This is a genomic window from Nocardiopsis sp. RV163 (genome assembly GCF_001029525.1).
GTDB classification, from domain to species: domain Bacteria; phylum Actinomycetota; class Actinomycetes; order Streptosporangiales; family Streptosporangiaceae; genus Nocardiopsis; species Nocardiopsis dassonvillei.
Genome location: NZ_LEKI01000095.1, coordinates 1 through 22,682 on the forward strand (window position 1 = coordinate 1; position 22,682 = coordinate 22,682).

General features: G+C 72.9%; 17 protein-coding genes. 4 read left to right on the forward strand and 13 right to left on the reverse strand.

What is annotated here, in order from left to right; genetic code table 11:
* Nucleotides 1-20: 20 nt before the first annotated feature.
* The 8 genes from ABD54_RS16905 to ABD54_RS16940 form a co-directional block, all read right to left on the reverse strand.
* Complete coding sequence (locus ABD54_RS16905) at nucleotides 21-356, reverse strand: DUF6507 family protein (protein ID WP_047870465.1); 336 nt, start codon at nucleotides 354-356, stop codon at nucleotides 21-23.
* On the reverse strand, nucleotides 353-676 hold the full coding sequence (locus ABD54_RS16910) for a cell envelope biogenesis protein TolA (protein WP_235432090.1): 324 nt from the start codon (nucleotides 674-676) through the stop codon (nucleotides 353-355). The genes ABD54_RS16905 and ABD54_RS16910 overlap by 4 nt, the downstream gene beginning before the upstream one ends.
* A 236-nt stretch (nucleotides 677-912) precedes the next feature.
* Nucleotides 913-2,334, reverse strand: a complete 1,422-nt coding sequence (locus ABD54_RS16915) for a DUF6177 family protein (protein WP_047870467.1) — start codon at nucleotides 2,332-2,334, stop codon at nucleotides 913-915.
* A 60-nt stretch (nucleotides 2,335-2,394) separates the two neighbouring features.
* Nucleotides 2,395-3,567 (reverse strand): VWA domain-containing protein, encoded by a 1,173-nt coding sequence (locus ABD54_RS16920; protein WP_047870468.1) that lies wholly within the window; start codon nucleotides 3,565-3,567, stop codon nucleotides 2,395-2,397.
* Nucleotides 3,564-6,089 carry a DUF5682 family protein gene (locus tag ABD54_RS16925; RefSeq protein ID WP_047870469.1) on the reverse strand — a complete coding sequence of 842 codons (2,526 nt, stop codon included), beginning with the start codon at nucleotides 6,087-6,089 and terminating at the stop codon, nucleotides 3,564-3,566. Before ABD54_RS16925 ends, ABD54_RS16920 begins: the two co-directional genes overlap by 4 nt.
* Nucleotides 6,089-7,204, reverse strand: a complete 1,116-nt coding sequence (locus ABD54_RS16930) for an AAA family ATPase (RefSeq protein ID WP_047870470.1) — start codon at nucleotides 7,202-7,204, stop codon at nucleotides 6,089-6,091. Before ABD54_RS16930 ends, ABD54_RS16925 begins: the two co-directional genes overlap by 1 nt.
* Entirely contained in the window at nucleotides 7,201-8,703 is a 1,503-nt protein-coding gene (locus ABD54_RS16935) for a DUF5691 domain-containing protein (RefSeq protein ID WP_047870471.1), read from the reverse strand. The genes ABD54_RS16930 and ABD54_RS16935 overlap by 4 nt, the downstream gene beginning before the upstream one ends.
* Nucleotides 8,700-9,947 (reverse strand): SWIM zinc finger family protein, encoded by a 1,248-nt coding sequence (locus tag ABD54_RS16940; RefSeq protein WP_047870472.1) that lies wholly within the window; start codon nucleotides 9,945-9,947, stop codon nucleotides 8,700-8,702. Before ABD54_RS16940 ends, ABD54_RS16935 begins: the two co-directional genes overlap by 4 nt.
* Nucleotides 9,948-10,334: 387 nt before the next feature.
* On the opposite strand from ABD54_RS16940, the gene ABD54_RS16945 reads away from it, so the two are divergent.
* Both ABD54_RS16945 and ABD54_RS16950 read left to right on the forward strand, forming a co-directional pair.
* Nucleotides 10,335-11,678, forward strand: a complete 1,344-nt coding sequence (locus ABD54_RS16945) for a cytochrome P450 (RefSeq protein ID WP_047870473.1) — start codon at nucleotides 10,335-10,337, stop codon at nucleotides 11,676-11,678.
* 150 nt (nucleotides 11,679-11,828) lie between these two features.
* A complete protein-coding gene (locus tag ABD54_RS16950; protein ID WP_047870474.1) occupies nucleotides 11,829-12,584 on the forward strand; it encodes a MerR family transcriptional regulator in 756 nt (251 codons plus the stop codon).
* A 48-nt stretch (nucleotides 12,585-12,632) separates the two neighbouring features.
* On the opposite strand, the gene ABD54_RS16955 is transcribed toward ABD54_RS16950, so the two are convergent.
* Complete coding sequence (locus ABD54_RS16955) at nucleotides 12,633-13,598, reverse strand: TIGR03557 family F420-dependent LLM class oxidoreductase (RefSeq protein ID WP_047870475.1); 966 nt, start codon at nucleotides 13,596-13,598, stop codon at nucleotides 12,633-12,635.
* An 88-nt stretch (nucleotides 13,599-13,686) separates the two neighbouring features.
* Nucleotides 13,687-15,795, reverse strand: a complete 2,109-nt coding sequence (locus ABD54_RS16960) for a catalase (RefSeq protein ID WP_047870476.1) — start codon at nucleotides 15,793-15,795, stop codon at nucleotides 13,687-13,689.
* Nucleotides 15,796-16,082: 287 nt separating this feature from the next.
* On the opposite strand from ABD54_RS16960, the gene ABD54_RS16965 reads away from it, so the two are divergent.
* Entirely contained in the window at nucleotides 16,083-16,937 is an 855-nt protein-coding gene (locus tag ABD54_RS16965) for an SDR family oxidoreductase (protein ID WP_047870477.1), read from the forward strand.
* 159 nt (nucleotides 16,938-17,096) lie between these two features.
* Here the strand turns inward: ABD54_RS16965 and ABD54_RS16970 are convergent, their stop codons facing one another.
* Complete coding sequence (locus ABD54_RS16970; protein WP_047870478.1) at nucleotides 17,097-17,507, reverse strand: ChaB family protein; 411 nt, start codon at nucleotides 17,505-17,507, stop codon at nucleotides 17,097-17,099.
* Between the two features lie 440 nt (nucleotides 17,508-17,947).
* On the opposite strand from ABD54_RS16970, the gene ABD54_RS16975 reads away from it, so the two are divergent.
* Nucleotides 17,948-18,883, forward strand: a complete 936-nt coding sequence (locus ABD54_RS16975; RefSeq protein WP_047870479.1) for a dienelactone hydrolase family protein — start codon at nucleotides 17,948-17,950, stop codon at nucleotides 18,881-18,883.
* 362 nt (nucleotides 18,884-19,245) lie between these two features.
* Here ABD54_RS16975 and ABD54_RS16980 read toward each other — a convergent pair whose 3' ends face one another.
* Both ABD54_RS16980 and ABD54_RS16985 read right to left on the reverse strand, forming a co-directional pair.
* Complete coding sequence (locus tag ABD54_RS16980; RefSeq protein WP_047870481.1) at nucleotides 19,246-20,553, reverse strand: HNH endonuclease signature motif containing protein; 1,308 nt, start codon at nucleotides 20,551-20,553, stop codon at nucleotides 19,246-19,248.
* 759 nt (nucleotides 20,554-21,312) lie between these two features.
* The gene (locus ABD54_RS16985) at nucleotides 21,313-22,656 is read right to left on the reverse strand and encodes an ABC transporter substrate-binding protein (RefSeq protein WP_047870480.1); all 1,344 of its coding nucleotides are present in this window, start codon (nucleotides 22,654-22,656) and stop codon (nucleotides 21,313-21,315) included.
* Between the last annotated feature and the right edge of the window lie 26 nt (nucleotides 22,657-22,682).

Below are 22,682 nucleotides of genomic sequence, written 5' to 3' on the forward strand. Positions count from 1 at the left end.
GGGTGCGGGGGCGCGTGGGGTCAGAGGTCGAGGTTCTCGCCGGTGCCCGCCTGGCTCTGGGCCTGGGCGGCCATCTCCTCCTGGCCCTGGTTGTAGGCCAGGGTGGCGTCGTTGGCGCCCTGCAGGCACGACAGGGTGCGGGTGAGCATGGCGTCGGTCTGGCCGGTGAAGTGCTCGAAGAACCCGGACAGGGCGGCCTCCACGGGCGGGCTCTTGGCGTTGGTCAGCGCCATCTCGATCCCGTCGGCGGTGGAGTCGACGGTGTCGGAGAACCCGCCTCCTTCGAGGCCGAGCTGGTCGCCCAGGTCACCCAGGACCAGCGAGACTCCGTAGACGTCGATGTTCCACCGGCTCATCGGTCCTCTCCTCTCGCCGGGGAAGCCGCGAACCGGTGCGCGTGGAACAGCGCCCCGGCCTCGGCCTCCGTGAGGTCGGCGGCATGAGCGCGGGCCTCGGCCGTGCTCTGCTCGGCGACGCGGGCCCGCAGCAGCTCCAGCGAGGCGCGCACGCCCTCGACCGCCCCGGCCCTGCGTTCCCGCACCGGCCCGGGGAAGGCCGCGTCCGGCTCCTGGACGACCACGAATCCGTCACTGGGCGCCGGGTCCCGGGGTTCGGCGACAGCGGCGTTCCCGTCCGACTCCTTCGAGCCCTCAGGCTCGACCAGTTCGAACTTCATCCTGCCGCTGCCCTCCCTCGTCGGTCTCGGCGTCCGACCGGCGGACTCCAGTAGCAGTATGCGCATATGGAGTGACGTTCCACGATCGGCCCCGGTTCCGCAGAAGGAACCGCCCTCGCGATGGTCAGGCGCGGGGTCACCGGCCGGGCCGGGCGGAACACGCAGGTGGGAGCGGAGATAGTGACGTGCATCACTTCCGCTTCAGGAAGGCGCGACGGGACTCCCTCAGGAAAGGCTCAGCCCCTCTTCGCGGGAGCCGCGGACAGGTACTCCGTCTGCCGCCGCGTGAGGTCCAGGGCGCGCAGGGGCGCCCCGGCGTCCTCCACCACCGGGTACCAGACGGCCCGGGCCCCGTCCCCGCCGACGAGCGTGCCCGCAATCGGCCCCGCCTGGGCGCGGCGGGTCCCGATCCGGCGCAGCCGGTCCGGCCCGACCGCGAGCCCGACCGGGACCGCGGGCCCCGCCCACACCGGCGCGTAGGTGACATCGGCGCGCCCGGGGACGCGGCGTACGCGCAACCCGTCCAGGAGCCCTTCGGCCGCCAGCGCCTCCACCAGGGCCGGGAACGCGTCGAAGGGCACGGCGTCCCCGTTCTCGAACCCGGTCACCACCGACACCCGCTCCAGGAGTCGGCTCCCGCGCCGGGCCAGGTGGAGCTGTCCGGAGAAGGGGCGCCCCTCGCCCGGCGGACCCGACAGGTACAGGATCGAGGGCTCGGGCCCGCGTTCGCACACGTGACCGGCCATCCGGTCGCGGTCCCACGCCAGAAGCGCGGGCTCGTGCGGACCCCACGCCGACGGCGCGGTCCCCGCCACGTGCTCGGAGACGACCTCCGCCGCCCGGCCCGGGCCCGGGGTGAAGGGGTCGCTGTGGAGCACGGACACGTCCACCACGATCTGCGTTCCGGCGCTCTCGGCGAGGCCCGCGAGGAACCCCGGGACGGGCTCGGCGTCCGGATGCCCGGCCGCCCACGCCAGCCCGACCGGTTCCCTGTCCGCGCAAAACCCCTGCTCGTCGTCCCAGCGCACGGGCAGGCCGGTGATGCCGTCGTAGTGGCCGCCGTCCTCGCCCCGCACCACCCAGCGCCCCAGCGTTCCGGCGGCGAAGGCGCGTACCGCGTAGGTCAGGCGGGCGGTGGGCGGAGTGAGCACCTGGAGCGTCCTCTCTCCGGCGTGCGCGGCCACCGCGTCGCTGAGCCAGGACGAGAACGGCACCACCGCCCGGTCCTGGGCGACCAGGAGCGCCCTGGTCGCGGTGCGCTCGACCGCCGGGTGCTCCGGCTCGTCCCACAGGCCGAAGTCGGCCGGCCCCGAGGTCCACACCGCCCCGCCGAGCCGCAGCGCGAGCCCGTCGGCGAACCGGTGCGCCACCTCCCGCCCCCGGTCGTCGGGGCGGGCGCGCGCCTCCACCCACCAGAAGGTCTCCGGCAGCCCCGCCACGACCTCCGGCCCCAGAAGACGCACGACCGCGTCCGAACGCTCCACCGGCCGCCCGGGTTCGAGGGTGGTCAGCAGGCGGGCGTCCCCGTCGCGGATCTGCAGCACGGTGGTGTCGCCGTGCCAGTGCAGCCGCAGCTCGGGGTCCACGCCCCGCAGGGCGTGGACGACCGCCTCCTCGTCGGGCTCGTGGGCGACCAGGGCCACCACGTCGTAACTCAAGGGCCCTCCTGACGGGGGTCGGAGGGCGGGCGGGGACCGCCACGGCCCCGCCCGCCCGGATCAGGCGTCCTGGTACTTCTCGACCCAGGACGTGAGGGGTTGCCCCTGGATGGCCGCCGCCATCAGCTCGGGGAACGCGTCGGGGGTGCAGGCGAACGCGGGCACCCCCATCTCGGCGAGCGCGGACGCGTTCTGTCGATCGTAGAACGGCGCGCCCTCGTCCGACAGCGCCAGCAGCACCACCACCTGGACCCCGGCCGCCTGCATCGCGGCCACCCTCCTCAGCATCTCCGCTCGGACACCGCCCTCGTAAAGGTCGCTGATCAGCACGAAGACCGAGTCGTTCGGCTTGGTGATGAGCCCCTGGCAGTAGGCGATGGCCTTGTTGATGTGCGTGCCGCCGCCCAACTGCGTGCCGAACAGCACCTCGACCGGGTCGGTCAACTGCTCGGTCAGGTCCACCACGGCGGTGTCGAACACGACCAGCGACGTGCGCAGGGTCTTCATCGAGGCCAGCACCGCGCCGAACACGCTCGCGTAGACCACAGAGGAGGCCATCGAACCGCTCTGGTCGATCGCCAGCACGACGTCCTTCTGCACGCCCCGGCTGCGACGGCCGTACCCCACCAGGGTCTGCGGCACGATCGTGTCGTGCTCGGGCAGGTAGTGGGCCAGGTTGCGGCGGATGGTGGCGTTCCAGTCGATGTCGGCCGCCCGGCGCGGCCGGTGGGTGCGGGACGACCGGTCGATCGCCCCCTGAACCAGGGACCTCGTCTTCTGCGCCACGCGGCGCTCCAGGTCGTCCACCACCCGGCGCACCACCGCGCGGGCGGACTCGCGGGCCCGGTCGGGCATCACCCGGTTGAGGGACAGCAGGGTCCCCACCAGGTGCACGTCCGGCTCGACGGCCTCCATCATCTCCGGTTCCAGGAGGAGCTGGTGCAGCCCCAGCCGGTCCATGGCGTCCTTCTGCATCACCTGCACCACGGAGGACGGGAAGTACTCGCGGATGTCGCCCAGCCAGCGCGCCACCCGGGGCGCCGAACCGCCGAGCCCGGCGGAGCGCTGGGCGCTGGTCCTGCCGGGTCCGACGCTGTCGTAGAGCGCCTCCAGTGCGCCGTCCATCCCCTGGTCGGCGGCGCTCAGGCCGGAGGCGCCGACCCCGCCGGAGCACTGCGCCTCCCTGCCCAGCACGAGCCTCCAGCGGCGCTCCCGCTCGTCCACGGCGTTCATGTGCGCACCTTTCCGTCGGTGAGGATGGCCAGCGCGGTGGCCAGGGCCGGGGCCGCGCGCCGGGCGTCCACGTCCACGCGGGCCGGGGCGGACCGGTCTGCGGCGGGCGCCGTCCCGAGCCGCAGGGCGGCCGAGCCGATCTCCTGGCGCTCGGGGCCGTTGAAGGCCCCGAAGGTACGCCGCAGCAGCGGCAGCACCGCGGTGAAGCGCTCCTCGGGCAGGGAGAGCAGCCAGGTGTCGATCAGTCCGAGCAGCCGGTCGTCGTGCACCAGGATCAGCCCGCTGCCCTGGAGGAACCCCTCCAGCCAGGCGGCGGCCGAGGCGGGTTCGGCGCCCGGGGACATCGCCAGGCCGAGGCGGCGGCGCAGCTCGTCGGCGTCCACGAGCCCGGAGTCGGAGAGGATCCGGTTGACCCGCCCGGCGACGCGCCCGGGCAGGGTGTCGCGCACGGCCAGGGCCGCCAGGGCCGCCGTCCAGGCCCGGGCGCCCTCCCCGCCCAGGAGGGTGGCGGCGCCCTGCGTGGCGTCGATGTGCCGGACGAACCGCTCAGCCGCGTCGTCGTCCAGGCCGTGCACGGCCGGTGCCAGCCCGACGCACACGCGCCGCAGGATCTGCTCGGCGACCGTGCTCAGGTAGGCGCTGTCGGTGCCGCGCACGTCACCGTAGCGGGCGGAGCGGGCCAGCGGCGGCAGCGCCTCCATCAGGTGGGTGACGTCGCTGTCGGTGGCCGCGCGGTCGGTGAGCAGGGAGAGCACGCGGGGCAGGGCCCCGCCCAGGTCCGCGAACAGGCACTGCTCGGTGAGGGAGGTCAGCGCGGGCAGGGCCGCGTCCTCGGCGAGGTCGGCCACCCGGGCCGTGGCCGCCGAGGCGACGGTGGTGCCCCACCGGCTGGCCTCGATCAGCGCCACGTCCATGTCGGGGTCCCAGCGCAGCCGCCACGACTCCCGGAAGGTGCCCTTCTGTCCGCCTTCGGGGGTGCGGGGAACGCCCCACTCGACGCCGAGGAGCCGCAGCCGGTGCAGCAGCACGCTGCGTTCGCGCTGGCTGTCCTTGCGCAGGTCGAGGTCGAGGTCGCTGTCGAAGGGCTCGGCCTTGAGCCGCAGGCGCTTGCGGATCGCGATGAGGTCGCGCTGGAGCGGGACCATGGGCGTGGACGGGGGCACCGAGCCCATCCGCTCGCCGACGGACATCCGGCGGTGGACGAGGGCGGCCCGGGTGGGTTCGCCCTCGCACAGGACGGCCGTGAGAGCCTCGGCCACCTCGTCGAGTCCGGCGAGCGGACGCCCGCGCAGCACGGCGAGGCTCTCCGCCAGCCGCACGCCCTCGATGACGTGGGACGAGGACACCGCCAGCCCCTCCTCTCGGAGCATCCGGGCGGCGTCGGTCAGCCACCGGTGCACCGGGAGGTCGGGCGCTGTGAACAGGTGATGGTACCAGCCGGGGGCGGCGACCCCCGCGCCGTAACCGCTGGAGGCGGCGAGGCGCCCGTGGGTCCAGGGCACCCAGGTGGCGGTGACCTTGGCCTTGGGCAGGCCCTTGAGCAGGGCGGTGTCCTCCTTGACCGGGTAGTCGGCCAGGTCGCGCAGGGCGGGGGCGTGCCAGGCGCCGCAGACCACGGCGATCCGCTCGTGGCCCTCCTTGAGGGTGGCGCGCAGGGTCTGGCGCATGTACGCCTCCCGGCGCGCGTCGCGCTCCGTCTCGGGGCCGGACTCGGCGCGGACGGCGGCCATGGCGTCGGCGATCGCCGGGAACGGGGAGGGCTCCCCGTCCCGGCGCTGTTCGATGACGTCGTCCCACCAGCGCTCGGCGTCGTCGTAGCCCGCGGCCTCGGCGAGCACCCCCAGGGGGTCCAGCCGGATCCGCTCCGGCTCGCCGACCTCGCCGCCGTCCGTCCCGTCGGCGGCCTCCGAGGCCCCGGCCCCGTCGGTCTCCCGTGCCGCAGCAGCAGCACCGGCTCCGGCCTTCCCGGTGTCCTCGGGAGCCTTGGTGTCCCCGGCGGCCCCGGGGTCCTCGTCGCCGCTTCCGGTCCCGGTGTTCCCACCGGCTTCAGTTGCCCCGGTGTTCCCGGGAACCTCGTCGGACTCCGGTTCCCCGGAATCCGCCTCGGCGCGGGCGCTCTCCTCCTCCGCCGCCCGGCGCCGCTCCTCGGCCTCGGCGACGCGCTCGGCCAGGGTGTTCGCGGCGGGCAGATCGCAAAAGCGCACCCGCACGCCGTTCTCCACCGCGTAGCGCAGCGCCTCCCACTCCGGGGAGAAGCTGGCGAAGGGCCAGAACGCCCATCCTTCACCGGCCCTCGCCTCGTCCCCCTTGGGTGTGTCGGCGAGGTAGGCCAGCAGCGCCACCGGCGGCTCCAGCTCGCCCACCAGCGAGGTGAGGGCGTCCGCCTCCGGCGGTCCCTCGATCAGCACGGCGTCGGGTCTGATCTCCTCCAGCGCCGCCCGGACGGCCCGGGCCGACCCCGGGCCGTGGTGCCGCACGCCCAGGACGTGCAGCCCGCTCGTGTCCAGTCGGGGCCGACCCATCAGGCGCCCACCTCTCGGCAGGCGCGGTAGAACTCGCCCCAGCCGTCGCGCCCGCGCGCGACGGTCTCCAGGTACTCGCGCCACACCACGCCGTCGGACACCCGGTCCTGGACGACGGCGCCCTGGATGCCCGCGGCCACGTCGGCCGGACGCAACTGCCCGTCGCCGAAGTGCGCGGCCAGAGCGATGCCGTTGGTGATCACCGAGATCGCCTCGGCGGTGCTGAGCGTGCCGCTGGGCGACTTGACCTTGGTGCCGTTGTCCTCGGTCACCCCCGAGCGCAGCTCGCGGAAGACGGTGACCACCCGCCGGATCTCGGTCAGGCTGGTGGGCACCTCGGGCAGGTCCAGGGCGCGGCCGAGCTGCTCCACCCGCTGGGTGACGATGCGGACCTCGTCCTCGGCGCTGTCGGGGACGGGCAGCACCACGGTGTTGAACCGGCGGCGCAGCGCGCTGGACAGGTCGTTGACGCCGCGGTCCCGGTCGTTGGCGGTGGCGATGATGTTGAACCCGCGCTGGGCCTGCACCTCGACGCCCAGCTCGGCCACCGGCAGGGCCTTCTCCGACAGCACGGTGATGAGGCCGTCCTGCACGTCGGAGGGCATGCGGGTGAGCTCCTCGATGCGGCCGATGGAGCCGCGCGACATGGCGGTCATGACCGGGCTGGGCACGAGGGCCGCCTCGGAGGGGCCCTCGGCGAGGAGCCGGGCGTAGTTCCAGCCGTAGCGGACGGCCTCCTCCGAGGTTCCGGCGGTGCCCTGCACGAGCAGGGTGGAGTCGCCGGAGACCGCTGCGGCCAGGTGTTCGGACAGCCAGGTCTTGGCGGTGCCGGGGACGCCGATGAGCAGCAGGGCGCGGTCGGTGGCCAGGGTGGCCACGGCGACCTCGACGACGCGGCGGGCGCCGATGTACTTGGCGCTGATCTCGGTGCCGTCGGACAGGGTGGTGCCCAGCAGGTACTGGGTGACCGCCCACGGGGAGAGCTTCCAGCCCGGGGGCCGCTGCCGGTCGTCGGCCTTGGCCAGCGCCTCCAGCTCCGCGGAGTAGGTCTGCTCCGCGTGAGGGCGCAGGGCCTGGGCGGCGTCGGTGCGGATGGCGGGGGTGGAGGTGGTCAACTGAGCTCCCTGTGCATGTCGAGTCGGAACCGGAGGGTGTCCCGGAACCGGAGGTAGGCGTCGCCGGAGGCGTCGTTGTACGGAGGGGTCTGGTGGAGGTCGGCGAGGTGCCCGGGGGGCATGTGCACGGCCGCCGCCTCGCAGAGCAGCCGGTAGCCGTGGTAGTCCTTCTTGCGGTCCTTGGCGTGCAGGCGCGCGATGACCCGCGCGCTCAGCTCGGGGGTCCAGGGGCCGGGCGTGTCCTGGAGCTGGTCGCCCCAGCGGCTGAGGGAGGACTTGTCGGTCAGGACGCCGTCGGCGTACGCACAGCGCTCCTCGACCGGCAGCAGTCCCAGCAGCCTGCCCGTCTGGAACCCCGGTCCCGTGCCCCGCGGCCCCAGGAACTCCAGGACGGCCCTGGCCCACCCGACGTTCCGCTGGACGACGACGGCGTTGACGAGGGCGCCCAGCAGGCGGGCGCTGTGCACGGCCTCCCGGTTCGCCGCCTCGAGGATCCCGGCGGGTTCGGCTCCCAGCAGCCCGGGCCACACGTCCAGCGGCGCGTGGGTGAGCAGCGCCCACAGCCGCTCGGCCCGCTCGTGCGCGTTCTCGTCGCCCTTGGAGGGCGCGGCCAGCGCCAGGTCGCGGTGGACGGCGGCGTCACGGGTGCGGACGGGGTCCACCCACAGTGCGCCGTCATCCCTGAGCGAGGCGTGCGCGCGGACGTGGCCGCGCAGCCGCTCGGCGTGCGCGCTGTCGGGCAGCCGGGTGAGCAGGGACAGCGCGATCCCGCGCACGTTGGCGCTGCGGTCGTCCAGCGCACGGTCCAGGAAGTCCGCGTCCGCGGGGCCGAGCCCGGTGGCGAAGGTCTCCAGCAGGCGGCGGCGCAGGTCGGCCTTGGCCAGGCCGGCCCAGACGGCGGCCAGCAGCTCGCGGGCGCGGTCGGGGTCGGTGGCCCGCAGTGCGGCGAGCGCGCGGCGGCGCTCCCCCGGGGTGCCGCAGCCCCAGTCGCGCTCGCTGAACCGGTCGGCGTGGACCGACTCGGCCAGCATGTAGGACCAGGCGGGGTTGAGCCCGGCCAACCAGTGGCCGCGTGTGCCGACCACGGCCGCGAGCGCGGGGCGCAGCTCGCTGTCGCGGGCGCCCTGGTCGAGGAGGGCGGGAACGCTGGAGTGCGCGACGCGCCGTCCCGAGGCGGCCACCAGCCCGAGCCATTCCGGGAGGAGTTCGCTCCGTCCCGTGAGGATGTCCTCCAGCCGGGTGGTCGCGGCCTGTCCGGGCTCGGGGCGCTCGTCCTCGGCGCCGGGCTCCACGGGCTCGACGCCGGTGGCGGGGACGTACCCGGCGGCACGGCGGACGGCGATCAGGGCCGCCCGGTCCAGGAGGGCGACGGAGTCCTCGTCCTCGGGGACGGGGGGCAGGTCGGGGGTGTCGGGGACGGCGCGCTTGGAGGTGCCGACCAGGGCCGTGGAGACCAGGCGGTCCCAGGAGTCCACGGCGGCCAGGGGGTCGGGGGTCACAGGCAGACCGCCTTTCCGTTCCGGTCCCACACGGTGATGGGGGTGAGTCCCGTCGCGGGCGACCACTCGGCGGCGACGGTGGAGGGGCGGCCTCCGGTGACCGCGAGGAGGCGCCATGGCTCGGGGGAGGCCAGGGGCAGCGCGTCGCCCTCGGTGTCGGTGAGGTACCACCGGCCGTCGCGGGCGGGGGCGGCGCGGTCGAGCACGACCGGCCAGGTGTCGCGCCAGGGGTCCTCGGCGAGGGAGGCGGCGAAGTCGTCGAGGGCCTGCACGACCGTGCCGCCCTCTGGAGGGGCCGCCTCGGTCGTGACGCCGTCGCCGACGGGGGCGAACCGGTGGCCGTCGGGGTAGAAGGCGAACTCGGCCTCCACGTCGGTGCCGGCCCGGAAGGGGGTGGTGGGCGCCTGGCCGGGTCGGGCGAAGGCCAGGTACAGGGCCACTCGCCCGGTCGCGGCGCCGCGCAGCCACAGGCGGCGCACGCGCATGTCGGCTTCGAGGGTGGGGGCGTCGTGCCAGCCCAGGACCCGCCAGGTGTCCCGGACGCGCTCACCGGTGGCGAGGACTTCCTCGGCCTTGACGGTGATGCCCACCCGGGAGCGGACGGCGCCGCGGACGCGCTCGTCTAGGGCGTCGCCCGCACGGTAGCCGTTGACCAGCAGGTGGAGGAGGCTGAGCCGTTCGAGCATCCGCTCGGGCCAGCCGTCCCCGCGCGCCGCGGAGGGCAGCCGGGAGACGAGGGAGGCCGCGCCGCCCGCCTTGGCGTCCACGAGGCGTTTGGCCATGCGGTCCCAGTGGTCGTAGCCGTGCTTGGGCACCTCGGCCAGCCCGGTGTCCACCTGGTCGCGCAGCCAGAGGCCGAGTTCGTCGACCCCGGCCCGGACCGCCTCCTCCCTCTTGCGCAGGGTCGCGGCCGCCCGTCGGGGGTCGGCGGGGGCCGCCGGGCTGTCGGCCTTCTCCTGGCGTGCGGCCCTTCCGGAGAGCCACTTGGCCACCCACTCGGGCCGCTCCTGCCGTTCGGCCACGCTGTCCTGGGTCCACAGGGCCAGCAGGCCCAGGACGTGCTTGCACGGAATCTTGCGGCTGGGGCAGCTGCACTTGTAGGCGGTCCCGCCCGCGCCGTCCAGGTGGACGGCGGCCAGGTAGGGCTTGGAACCGCTGCCCTTGCACTCGCCCCAGACGGCGGAGGTGCCGCCGGAGGGGGCGGCGACCGCTCCGCGCTCGGGCCAGGACGACTCCTTGGCCACCTTCAGGGCGGCCTTTCGGGAGGAGGCGTCCGGAGCCAGAGCCCATACGTCGTCGGTACTCCATCGATCGCTCACACAGAGAACACTACGGACTCCCTATGACAAAAAGCGCCCTTTTCGAACCTCCTTGCGAACGCTCGTGGAACTGTCGCACCCCCGTGGCAGACTTCGGCAGCGGAGCGGCCCCATCCGGCGTGCGACCCCGGGTTCCGGCGCGCGGGAGCCCCAGCAAAAGAGCACCTTAATATCATTTGTCACTAATACGCAGGTGCCTTTTCTCCGCCGTGTTGAAAAAAGAACTCCGCCCCTTCTACAATGAGCGATCCCGCTTCTCCCCTCCGTCACCGCACCGGCACACCATCTCCCCGAAGAGAGGGAATCGGTTCGTTGACGAACACACGGCTGTACGGCACCACACCCGCCACCGGACGCGACGGCCTCTGGGCCGCGCTGCGCGAACGCCACGGACCCGTGGCCCCGGTCGAACTGGAGCCCGGCGTACGGGCCTGGCTTCTGCTGGGCTACCACGAGAACCTGGCGGTGTTACAGAACCAGCACCTCTTCTCACGCGACACCCGCCGCTGGCGCGAGGTGGCGGAGGGGCGCGTCGACCTCTCCTGCGCCCGGCCCGCGCTGTCCTGGCGCCCCAACGCCCTGTACGCCGACGGGGCGGAGCACACCCGGCTGCGCTCGGCCATCGCGGACAGCCTGGCCAGGGTGGACCTGAACGCCACCGCCCGCACGATCCGGCGGATCGCCGACGAGCTCGTCGACTCCTTCGTCGCCGACGGCAGGGCCGACCTCATCTCCGAGTACGCCGACCCCCTGCCCGTGCTCGTGGTCAACAGCCTGTACGGGCTCTCCGACAGCTACGGGTACATGCTGGGCGACCTCACGTCCATCGTCTTCAGCGAGAACGCCGAACGCGCCGAGGACGCCGTGGGCCGCATCCACCAGTACTTCTCCGAACTGGTGGCCCGCAAGCGCAGGATCCCCGGCCAGGACCTGGTGTCGTGGATGCTGGAGCACCCCGCGGGGCTGAGCGACCACGAGGTCGCGCACCAGGCCGCGCTCATCAACAATTCGAGCCACCAGACCACCACACACCTCATCGGCAACACGATGCGCACCCTGTTCACCGACGAGGCGGTCCGCACCGCCTACACGGACGCGCAGATGACCGTGCACGAACTGCTCGACCACGTGATGTGGACCGACACGCCCTTCCAGATCCTGCCCGCCCGCATCGCCCTCCAGGACATGCGCATCGGCGGCGTCGACATCCGTGCGGGCGACGCCCTGCTGATCGGCTTCGACGCCGCCCACCGCGATCCGGCCGTCCGCTGCGAACAGGCGGGGGGCAGCCGGGCCCACCTGATGTTCGGCGCCGGGCCGCACGCCTGTCCGGCCCGCGAGCTGGCCCGGCTGACCGCCACGATCGCGGTCACCACGCTCCAGGAGCGCCTGGGCGGGCTCCGGCTCGCCGTGGAGCCCCAGGACCTGCGCTGGACACCGTCGCCGTTCCTGCGGGGGCTGCGCGAACTCCCGGTGGCCTTCACCCCGGGCGAACCCGTCGCCCTCGGACCCCGGGAGGGCTCCGGGAGGGGCGGCTCCGGAGGGGACGGGCAAACGGAGCCCGGGGGGCGGTCGGGAGGCCGGGACCCCGACGACGAGGGCCACGAGGACGACCTCCTCAGCCGTCTGCTCGCCTGGTGGCGCGGGCGGAGTTGACCCCGCCGGGGCGTCGGCCCCTGGCTTCGGCGGTGCGGGCGCGGGGCGCGGCCCCCGCGCCCGGCGCGGGCGGCACCGGGGGCGGGCCCGCGAGAAGATGGACCGGGGGGCGGCCTCGCCGCCGGGGAGCGGACGGGAGGGGCGTCTCACGTGGAGTGGACCATCCAGCAGGTCGCGGCCAGCGCCGGTGTCACCAGCCGTACCCTGCGCCACTACGACGACATCGGGCTCCTGCCCCCCTCCAGGGTCGGCGGCAACGGCTACCGGTACTACGACGCGGCCGCGGTGGCCCGGCTCCAGCGCGTACTCCTGATGCGGGACCTCGGCCTGAGCCTGCCCGTCATCGCGGACGTGCTGGACCGCGAGCGGGACGAGGAGGCGGCCCTGCGCGAACACATCGGACTCCTGGAGGCCGAGCGCGACCGCCTGGACCAGCGGATCAGGTCCGTGCGGCGCACCCTCGACGCGCGGCGCTCCGGCAGGGACGGCTCACTGGAGATGATGCTGGAGGGGTTCAACGACCCCTACCGGGACGGGGTGGTCTCCCGCTGGGGGGAGCGCGCCTTCCTGGAGAGCAACGCCTGGTGGCACGGCAAGAGCCTGCGCCAGCGGAGGGACTGGAAGCAGGACACCGACCGGCTGGTCGCCGGGTGGGTCGCGGCCTGGGAGGACGGTGCGTCCCCGGTGTCGGACCGCGCGCAGGAGCTGGCCGCCCGGCACGTGGAGTGGCTCCGCCGGATCCCGGGGACGCCGGTGGCGGAGGGGGACCGCGAGCGCTCCGTCGAGCTCGTGTGCGACCTGGGCCGCGTCTACGTGGAGGACCCGGACTACGAGGGCCTCTTCGGGAGCGCGGAGGGAGCCGCGTTCGTCCGCGACTCCCTTCGCGAGTACGCCCGGTCCATGTGAGGGCCCGGCCCCCGGCCGACGCCCGTGCGCGGGGTCCCCGGGCACGTGCTAACCGGCGCCCATCGCCCGGATCGGCCCGGCCAACTCCCGCTCGAAGAAACCGAAGAACCCCTCCGGATCGGGTCCGGCGTTGATCAGGCACAGGTGGTCGAACCCGGCGGAGGCGAATTCCCGCACCACCTCCAGGTGGCGGTCCGGGTCCGGCCCGTAGGCGAAGACGTCGCGCATCGCGTCCCTGTCGATCAGGGCGGTGGCCGCCTCGAAGTTCACCGGGTTGGGCAGCTCGGCCTGCACCTTCCACCCGGTGAGCGCGAAGCGGAACAGCTCGCGCGCGGACTCCAGGGCGTCGCCCTCGTCGCTCGCCCACGCCAGCGGCACCTCGGCGTAGCGGGGGCCGGAGCCGCCGTTGTCCTCGTAGACCCGGTTGAGCTCCTCGCTCGGCTCGGTGCAGAACAGGCCGTCGCCCGCCTCGGCGGCCAGCAGGGCGGCCTGCTTGCCGCCCGCGGCCACGACGATGGGCGGCGGCTCCTCGGGCAGGTCGAAGACCCGGGCGTCCTCCAGGGTCAGGTATCTGCCGTCGTAGGAGTGGTAGCCGCCCGACCACAGCAGGCGGATGATCCGGATCGCCTCCCGCAGCATCTCGTGGCGCCTGGTCGCGTTGGGCCACCCCTGGCCCACCACGTGCTCGTTGAGGCGCTCCCCCGCCCCCAGGCCGAGCGTGAACCGCCCCTCGGACAGGACGGCCGTGGTGGCCGCCGCCTGGGCGACGATCGCCGGGTGCACCCGCAGGATCGGGCAGGTGACCCCGGTGGCCAGCTCGACGCTGTCGGTGCGTTCGGCGATGGCGGCGAGCATCGACCACACGAACCCGGAGTGGCCGTGGCTGTACAGCCACGGGTGGAAGTGGTCGCTGATCTCCACGAAGTCGAATCCGGCCTGTTCGGCGCGGACCGCCTGCTCCACGATCTCGCGGGGCCCGTAACCCTCGGCGAAGAGCTTGTAGCCCACCTTCATCGCGTCTTCTCCCCTTCGTTACGCCTTCGCTCCGTGCCTGTCGTCCCGTACCCGACGCCCCGGCCGTCCCCCGTCACGCGGGCCCCCGTCAGGCGGGCACGGACGCCGTCGGCCGGTCCCAGAACCGGTGCTCGCCCAGCAGCCTCGTGAACTCGGCGACGCCCGCCTCTCCCGCGTCCGGCGCGGCGACCACGCCGAGCTCGACCCGCAGGGCGTCCACGGGCCCGGCCAGCTCCTCCGGCAGCGGCGGGGCGAGCAGCTCCGTCCCAGCGCCGACCGCGGCCACCGGCTTGTGGTGCTTGTACGCCTCCAGCACGAAGTGCCGCGCGAGCCCGTCGCCCGCCAGAGTCCGGGCGGCGTCGGGGCCGCCGGTCACCACGACCGCGTCGTAGAGCACCGAGGAGACGGTCGGATAGGCCCGGTCGACGGTGACGACACCGCCCCGCGAGGTCCGGACCGAGCCGTCGGCGGCCGCGAGGAGTTCGACCACGGCCCCCGCCCCGATCAGGGGTTCGCGGAACGCGTCGACGGCGGCCTCGTCCACCCCGTCCGCGACCAGGACGGCCACCTTGCGGCCGACGACGGAGCCGAACTCGGTGTTGAGCTGGCTCAGGGCGGGCGAGGATCGGCCGTGGTTGGGCGTGGCCTCCCGCTCCGGCGGCTCGACACCGATCCCCTCCGCGACCTGGACGGACAGCCGGTGGTCCACGTGGTTGAGGTTGGTCACCACCCGCTGGCGCACCTCCAGCTCCTCGCACTTGCCCAGCTCGAAGCGGAAGGCCTCCACCAGGTGCTCGCGCTCCCACTCGGCGAGGCTGTTGTAGAAGAGCGTGGCCTGCGAGTAGTGGTCGGAGAAGCTCTCGCTGCGGACCCGGATCTTGTCGCCCTCGACCTTCTCCGTGTAGTGGCGGTGGACGCCCTCCCCGTGCGCCAGCGCCGGGCAGCCCCCGCCCAGGCTGTTGGGGTGGTAGGAGGTCCCGCCCCGGTGCACGCGGTGCTGGGCGAAGCCGTCCCGCTGGTTGTTGCTCACCGGGGCCACCGGGCGGTTGACCGGGATCTGCTGGAAGTTGGAGCCGCCCAGGCGGAGCAACTGCGTGTCCAGGTAGGAGAAGTTGCGGGCCTGGAGCAGCGGGTCGTTGGTGAAGTCGATGCCGGGGACCACGTTGGCGGTGTGGAAGGCCACCTGCTCCGTCTCCGCGAAGAAGTTGTCCGGGTTCCGGTTCAGGGTCAGCTTTCCGATCGGGCGGACCGGAACCTGCTCCTCGGGGATGATCTTGGTGGCGTCCAACAGGTCGAAGTCGAAGGCGTGCTCGTCCTCCTCCGACACGAGCTGCACCCCCAGCTCCCACTCGGGGTACTGGCCGCGCTCGATGGCCTCCCACAGGTCGCGCCGGTTGAAGTCGGGGTCCTTGCCCTGGACGCGCTGCGCCTCGTCCCAGACCAGCGAGTGCGTGCCGAGCAGGGGCCGCCAGTGGAACTTGACGAAGGTGCCCCGGCCCTCGGCGCTGACGAACCGGAACGTGTGGACGCCGAAGCCCTGCATCGTCCGGTAGCTGCGCGGGATCGCCCGGTCCGACATCAGCCACATCATCATGTGCGTGGTCTCGGGCTGCAGGCCCACGAAGTCCCAGAGGGTGTCGTGCGCGGACTGCGCCTGCGGGATCTCGTTGTGGGGCTCGGGCTTGACCGCGTGGACGAAGTCGGGGAACTTGATGCCGTCCTGGATGAAGAAGACCGGCATGTTGTTGCCGACGAGGTCGTAGTTGCCCTCCTCGGTGTAGAACTTCACCGCGAACCCGCGCACGTCGCGCACCGTGTCGGCGGATCCGCGCGACCCGGCGACCGTGGAGAAGCGGACGAAGACCGGCGTGGTGACGTCGGGGCCGCTCAGGAAGTGGGCCGCCGTCAGCTCGGAGAGCCCCTCGTAGGGGCGGAAGTGGCCGTAGGCGCCCGCGCCGCGCGCGTGCACCACCCGTTCGGGGATGCGCTCGTGGTCGAAGTGGGTGATCTTCTCCCTGGCGTGGAAGTCCTCCAGCAGTGTCGGGCCGCGCGCCCCGGCCCGGAGCGAGTTGTCGGTGTCGCCCACCCGGACACCGGTCTCGGTGGTCAGGGGCTGTTCGGAGTCGGTCCTGACCGCGTCGAGCTGGCGGTCCTTGTCGTCGCGCCCGTCGCTTCCCCCACGTCCTTCAGTGCTCACAGCAGGCCTCCGTCGATCTGCGGGTACCACGTGCCGAGGTCTCCCTCCGGCTCCACCTGACCGACGCCCGTTCGGGGCAAACGTCGTTGACCGCCTTTTGGAGCGGCGTTCACCGCGGTGCCGTCCGGGCCGGGACGACACGCGCCGGGCCCGAGTCAGCGGGGGGCGAACGGGGTAGGGGCGGGCACGCGGATGGACCGCCCGGACTAGCCCGGGCGCGCAGCGCGGGACGCCCGGGACCGGTCCCGGGCCGGGCCCGCGGAACCGAGACGACAGGGGAGACGACCATGTCCGAGACTTCGCCTCCGGCGCAGGGCCAGCCCTACCCCGGCCGGACCGAGCCGATGGATCCGCAGCCCAGGGACGAGATGCGCGGCTACGAGGGCCGCGGCCTGCTGAAGGGGAAGCGCGCGCTGATCACCGGGGCGGACTCCGGGATCGGCCGCGCCGTCGCCGTGGCCTTCGCCAAGGAGGGGGCGGACGTCGTCTTCGGCTACCTCAGCGAGGACGCCGACGCCCAGCACACGGTGGGGCTGGTCCAGGAGCAGGGGCGCAAGGCGGTGGGCGTACGCGGCGACCTGGCCGACGAGTCCTTCTGCGCCCACCTGGTGAACCGCGCGGTCGAGGAGCTGGGCGGGATCGACATCCTCGTCGAGCACGCCGCGACCCAGGCGCCGGTGGACGACTTCACCGACCTGAGCACCGAGCAACTGCGCCGTACGTTCGACGTCAACGTGATGGGGGTGTTCTGGACCGTCCGCGAGGCGCTGAAGCACATCCCCGAGGGCGGTTCGATCATCATCACGGGGTCCATCAACGGCCTGCGCGGCAACAAGTCGCTGATCGACTACGCGTCCAGCAAGGCCGCGGTGATGAACCTGTCGCACTCGCTGGCGCAGACGCTCATGGGCCGTGGAATCCGGGTCAACTGCGTGGCTCCCGGGCCGGTGTGGACGCCGCTCATCCCCTCCACGCTCGGAGAGAAGGGCGCGGAGGGCTTCGGACAGCAGGCGCCCATGGGCCGGGCCGCGGATCCGGACGAGATCGCGCCCTCCTACGTCTTCTTCGCCAGCGGACGGCTGTCGTCGTACTACACCGGCGAGACCCTGGCCCCGACCGGCGGGGAGATCCAGGCGGGCTGAGCCGGGGGGAGGGGGCGGGCCGCGGTTCCCGCCCCTCCCGCACGCGCCCTCACGGCCTGTGCCTCCCCGGCACAGGAGGAAGCCCCTCCCGGACGGAGCTCGGGAGGGGCTGTCTGGGCGGGCCGACGGCGCGTCCGGCCGGGATGGTGTCAGGAGGTGTCAGGAGCGGGCCTCGGCGGTGCGCCGGTCGTTCTCCTTGCGCAGCGCCTCGACAAGCTCGTCCTTGTTCATGTTCGAGCGCCCCCGGACGCCGAGCTTCTTGGCCTGCTCGTAGAGGTGCTCCTTGCTGGCGTTGGCGTCCACTCCCCCGGCGGTCCTCTTGTCCCTGCCTCGGCCGCGCGCGGCCCCGGGGTTGGACGCCTGCTCGTCCGAGGGGCCCGAGCGCTGCTTGGGCACCCAGCGGTCGCCCTGTTTCTCGAACTCGTGCTTGACCGCCGCGAAGGCGACTCGGTGTGCGCGCTCACCCTCCCCGTACTCCTCCACAGCGGAGTCGTGCGCCTTGATCCAGGTGCGCTGGGCCTTCTTCGGAGACCGCTGGAGGGTCGACGGAAGTTCGCTTGCACCGGGCATGGTCCTCACTCCCTCGTCGTGCGCCTACACGGTTCGCCTGCCCGGGGAGGGAACGCCGAAACACCGCGCCCACCTGGGCCCCGGGGTGCCGTGATCCGGCGCCCCCGGGGGAACCGCGGGACCCCGCGGCACCGCGAGTACACCCGGGTCACCGCGAAGCCGCGCACCCCCCGTCCCCCCGCGAACTGGGATCCGTCACTACTGGTGATTCAACGGATGCACGTTTACCGAAACGACACCATAGTGAACCCACGGCCGAAGGGAGCCGGCCACCCGGCCCCGTCCCCCGCCGCCGAGAGGCTGGGCGGCCACCGCCGACGACCGAACGTCGACCCCCTATCACCACCGTTCGGTAACGTCGGCTCCCCCCACGGGAGACCCTCGGTCCGCGAACACCGCGAGGTGCGCGGATTCCCGCTGCACGAGAAAAAGGAAAAACCGTGCGAAAACACCCCCTTTCCCCCGAAGAGATCGACGGCGCGCAGCGCGGCCCCCGCTCCCGCGTGGCCCGGTTCGCCGCCCGCGCGGGTATGACCCTGGCGCTCACCGCCGGACTGACCGGCGCCGTCGTCGCGCCGGCCCAGGCCGCCAACCCGTACGAGCGCGGCCCCGCGCCGACCGAATCGAGCGTCACCGCCGAGGAGGGCTACTTCGACACCGACGAAGAGAGCGTGTCCTCGCTGGTGAGCGGGTTCGGCGGCGGCACGATCTACTACCCCGACGACACCAGCGAGGGAACGTTCGGCGGCGTCGTCGTCGCACCCGGCTACACGGCGAGCCAGTCCTCGATGGCGTGGATGGGCCACCGGATCGCCTCACAGGGCTTCGTGGTGTTCACGATCGACACCATCACCCGCTACGACCAGCCCGACAGCCGGGGGCGCCAGATCGAGGCAGCCCTGGACTACCTGGTCGACGACAGCGACGTGTCCGACCAGGTGGACGGTGACCGCCTGGCCGTGATGGGCCACTCGATGGGCGGCGGCGGCACGCTCGCGGCCGCCGAGAGCCGGCCGGAGCTGCGCGCGGCGATCCCGCTGACCCCCTGGCACCTCCGGAAGAGCTGGGACGACGTCGAGGTGCCCACGATGATCATCGGCGCGGAGAACGACAGCATCGCGTCGGTGAACCTGCACTCCATCCCGTTCTACGAGAGCCTGGACGGCGACCTGGAGCGCGCCTACCTGGAACTGGAGGGTGCGAGCCACTTCGCGCCCAACCTCTCCAACACGATCATCGCCAGGTACAGCATCTCCTGGCTCAAGCGCTTCGTCGACGAGGACGAGCGCTACGAGCAGTTCCTGTGCCCGCCGCCCGACACCGGGTTCTTCTCCGACTTCTCGGACTACAGGGACTCCTGCCCGCACATCACCTGATCCCGCACCGGCGACGCGGGGCCGCTCCGGTCACGCGTCGTCCGGAACCGCGACACGGCGGCGGCCCGGTGGACGCTCCCCCGGGCCGCCGCGCCGTGTGTCCTGGCAGAGGAGGCCGTCCTCACCGACGAGCACGGACGGGAACACCGTCCACGGGCTCCGGCCAACGCGCAAGCCGAGGGTGGTGTCGTTGGCGGTGGTTGTGGCTGTGGCGGCACCAAAGGCGGCGGGGCTGTCGGGCCTCGGGCAGCGGTACCGGCCCCCGGGGCGGGGGTGGGCGACGGTGGCAACCACCACGGCGGGCGCGGGGCCCGGGCCGCCTGTCGGGCGCGGGCATGCCGGGGACCGGCGCGACCCGGGGGTCATTCCCGGGGTGGTGGATCCGGGTCCCCGCCGGGCGGATGGTCTCCTCCCCGTCCCCGTCCGCGTCCTCGTTCTTGGTGGTGTGTGCGCAGTTCGCGTTGGTACTTGGCCCGGTTATGCGGCCCGCACAGCGGTTGCAGGTTGGCAACCACGGTGCGCCCTCCCCGGGAGAACGACTGCACGTGGTCGGCCTGGCACAACGCCACTGGCACCTCACACCCGTCCGGGTGGGCGCAGGTGGCGTGTCCGTGGAAGGCGGCGGTGCGTTGGCGGGTTGAGGCCAGGCGGCGGCCGTGGCCCACGTCCAGCACCTGGCCGGTGGGCGGGGCGGTGAGCATCCGCACCACCTCGGAATCGGCGGCCAGTTCGTGCACCACACCGGCAGGGATCACCCGACCGTGCTCGTCCAGCGCGGGCCTCTCCTGACCCTCAGCGTCCAGGTAGGTCTGCACGGGCACCACGATGCGGATCTGCGCCAACGGAGCCGGAGCGTTGCCGCATCCGGTGTGGGTGGTAGCGAAGCGCAGCGCGGCGATGAGCGCGTCGTGCTCGCGCTGGGACCGGGACCGGGTGTCCTGGTCCGAGGGTGGGGTGGTGAAGGTCTCGATGGCCGCGCGCACGACCAACGCGTCCCCAGACCCGCCCCAGGCCTGCAACTGGTAACTGCCCTGGAACGTGTCATGCACGGCCAGTCCGCGAGCGGCGTGAGCGGCTTCGTGGTCGCGGTCCAGGCGGTGGGGGTCCAAACGGTAGGCGACCTGGCGGGCCACCGACTGGAGCTGGTTGACCGACAACGCGGGCCGCTCCGCCTTGGCCGCCACCAGCGCCGCTTCGAACCCGTGCCGGTACTCCCCCTCATCGGGGAAATGCCGGGCGTCGCGGGTCTGGACGGTCTTGTCGGTGGCCTTGGCGATCACCACCGCCTCACCCAACACCACCCAGCCCTCAGCTACTGCTTGGGCAGTGGCGGGCAGCGTCTCCTCGTGCACGTGCTGGGCCAGCCGGGCCAGGTCCTTGGCCTGAGCGGTGGGGACCGTGCAGCGGTGGGTGATCCACTTGTCCAACGTGCTGTAGCCGCTGTAGCGGGCCACCTCACCGCGCGCGTACAGGCGTGCCATGCGCGCCAACGCCTGGTAGCGGATCTTCTCCAGCTGGGCCCACAGCGCCGCGATCTCCTCCGCGGCGGCCTCGTCGGCCCCGGGCGGGACTCCGGCGTTCAACGCCTGGTCGATGATCTCGCGCGCGCCGGCCAGCGCGGCCACGGCCGGGGAACATTCCCCGGGGGCCGACTCGGGCGCTGCGATCATCATCTCCATACTCCTTATTGTAGGCCAGCGACCGCCCTTTCTCCACTATTCACAGCCGGAATTGGAAGCCTTTCTTCCCGGGAGTCGCTCTTGATTGGAAGGCTACAATTATGGCGGGCTAAAAAGGTGCCCGAAAAGGCACGGCCAGAATGAGCACTCGACGTTAGAGCGATCGTCGCCCTCCCGACCACGGGGGCCGGGGTCGTTGCCCGAGGCCGGAGGGCCTGCTTGCCGTTGGTGCCGACGCAGCAGAGCCCAACCATCCCTGCACCCCGGGCGTTGGCCGCCCTCCGGTGGTCGCTCCCGCCTTTGGTGCCGCTGTTCGTCGGATGCCCAACCCTTCACCGGCCCCGACCGCTCTCCGCCGTCCGTACCCTTTCGCGGCAACTGGCGCGCTTTCGTCGCCGCCGGAAACCCCTGACAAGAATGGCGTAGGGGAGAAACCTGAAGACGGCCCCTCCCCACCCCTCAATTCTTTATCCCCGTTGGGCACGGGGCGCTTAAGGGCACACGAAAACCTCCGTGGGTGGGATCCCCCCTATTTCCAGGAAACCATCCAGACCCCACCCACGACCACCCCCGATGCGCGCCTGTGGAAAACGCGGCCTTACGAAGACCCCCCACTCACGGAGAGCACCGACCCGCAGTGACCATCCACTCGCGGAGACCACCGATCCGCAGTGACCACCGCTCTCCGAACCCACCCGGGCCCGTCCAAGTCCATCGGACCCATCCGAACCCGTCCGAACCCGTCCGGGCTCAGTCGTGGAAGACCAGCTCGTCCGGGCCGAGGGCCGTGAAGTCGGCCTCCTCGACGGGGCCGCCCTCGCGGTCGGTCACGCGCGGCTCCTGGACCATCTCGATGCTGCCGCCCGACTCGTACCGGACGACGTAGACGCCCTGGTGGCCGCCGTGGTCACCGTCGCCCGACGCGAAGGGGACGGGGCTGGGCCCCTGCCACTCCTGCGACTCCAGGGCGTCGACGAGCGACTGGCGGGTGAGGTCCTCGCCCGCCGACCTGAGCGCCTGGGCGAACATGACGGCCTGGGTCATGCCGAAGACGTGCGTGTTGGTGATCGCGCCGCCCTCGCCGTACTCCCCGTACACGTCGCTGAAGAACCGGGCCCACTCGTCGTCCTCGTCCTCCACGCGCGGCATGTAACTCGTGATGAGCACGCCTTCGAGGAACTCGTCGGCCGGCACGCCCTCGGCGTCGGTGTCCCGCGTGAACTCCGCCAGCAGCCCCTGGAGGGTGGCGGTGTCACCGCCGATGCTGGAGACCACCCACTGGGGTTCGTAGCCGATGCCGGCCGCCTCCAGCATGCCGAGCGCGACGAACGCCGGGATGCAGGAGCACACGACCACCTCGGCCCCGACCCGCTCCAGTTCGGCGATCTGGGCGCCGAGGTCGGGCACCTCGGACTCGTAGTGCTCCCGGGCCACGACCTCGTCGCCGAGGTACTGGTCGAGCCCGGCCTGGGAGTCCTCGCCGACGTCGTCGTTCTGGAACAGGTAGCCGACGCTCCGGTCGGGGAAGTTCGCCGCGATGTACTCGCCCTGGATCTTCGCCTCCTTGGTGTAGTCGGTCTGCCAGCCGTAGGTCAGCGGGTGCTCGTCGGGGTTGTTCCACGCCAGTGCGCCCGAGGACGGGAAGACGTCGGGCACGCCCTCCTCGTTGAGGTAGTCGAGGACGCTGCTGTGCGTGGGCGTGCCCAGGCCGCCGACCATCGCGAAGACCTCGTCCTCGATGACCAGCCGCCGGGTCGCGTCGATCGTCCGCGCGGGGTCGTAGGCGTCGTCCTCGACCCGGTAGTCGATCTCGCGGCCGTTCACGCCGCCCCGGGCGTTGACGTACTCGAACACGGCGCGGGCGCCCTGGGAGACCGCGAGGTAGCCGGGTGCCGCGGGCCCGGTCAGGGGCTGGTGGGAGCCGATGACGACGGCGCCGTCGGTGACGCCGGTGGAGACGTTCAGGTCGACCTCGGAACCCTCGGCGACCTCACCGGCGCCGGTGCAGGCCGTCGCCAGCATCGTCAGGGCCAGTGAGGCCGCCAGGGCGGCCCGGGTTCCGCTGCGGTTGCGCGAGCGGCTCGACAACTTCATTGGGACTCCTTCTCGGGGGGTGGGGG

Bases quoted from the DNA above. Each gene is read 5' to 3' on its own strand.
- ABD54_RS16905 (WP_047870465.1), bottom strand. From the start codon at position 356: ATGAGCCGGTGGAACATCGACGTCTACGGAGTCTCGCTGGTCCTGGGT.
- ABD54_RS16910 (WP_235432090.1), bottom strand. From the start codon at position 676: ATGAAGTTCGAACTGGTCGAGCCTGAGGGCTCGAAGGAGTCGGACGGG.
- ABD54_RS16920 (WP_047870468.1), bottom strand. From the start codon at position 3,567: ATGAACGCCGTGGACGAGCGGGAGCGCCGCTGGAGGCTCGTGCTGGGC.
- ABD54_RS16925 (WP_047870469.1), bottom strand. From the start codon at position 6,089: ATGGGTCGGCCCCGACTGGACACGAGCGGGCTGCACGTCCTGGGCGTG.
- ABD54_RS16955 (WP_047870475.1), bottom strand. From the start codon at position 13,598: ATGAAGGTGGGCTACAAGCTCTTCGCCGAGGGTTACGGGCCCCGCGAG.
- ABD54_RS16965 (WP_047870477.1), top strand. From the start codon at position 16,083: ATGTCCGAGACTTCGCCTCCGGCGCAGGGCCAGCCCTACCCCGGCCGG.
- ABD54_RS16970 (WP_047870478.1), bottom strand. From the start codon at position 17,507: ATGCCCGGTGCAAGCGAACTTCCGTCGACCCTCCAGCGGTCTCCGAAG.
- ABD54_RS16980 (WP_047870481.1), bottom strand. From the start codon at position 20,553: ATGATCGCAGCGCCCGAGTCGGCCCCCGGGGAATGTTCCCCGGCCGTG.
- ABD54_RS16985 (WP_047870480.1), bottom strand. From the start codon at position 22,656: ATGAAGTTGTCGAGCCGCTCGCGCAACCGCAGCGGAACCCGGGCCGCC.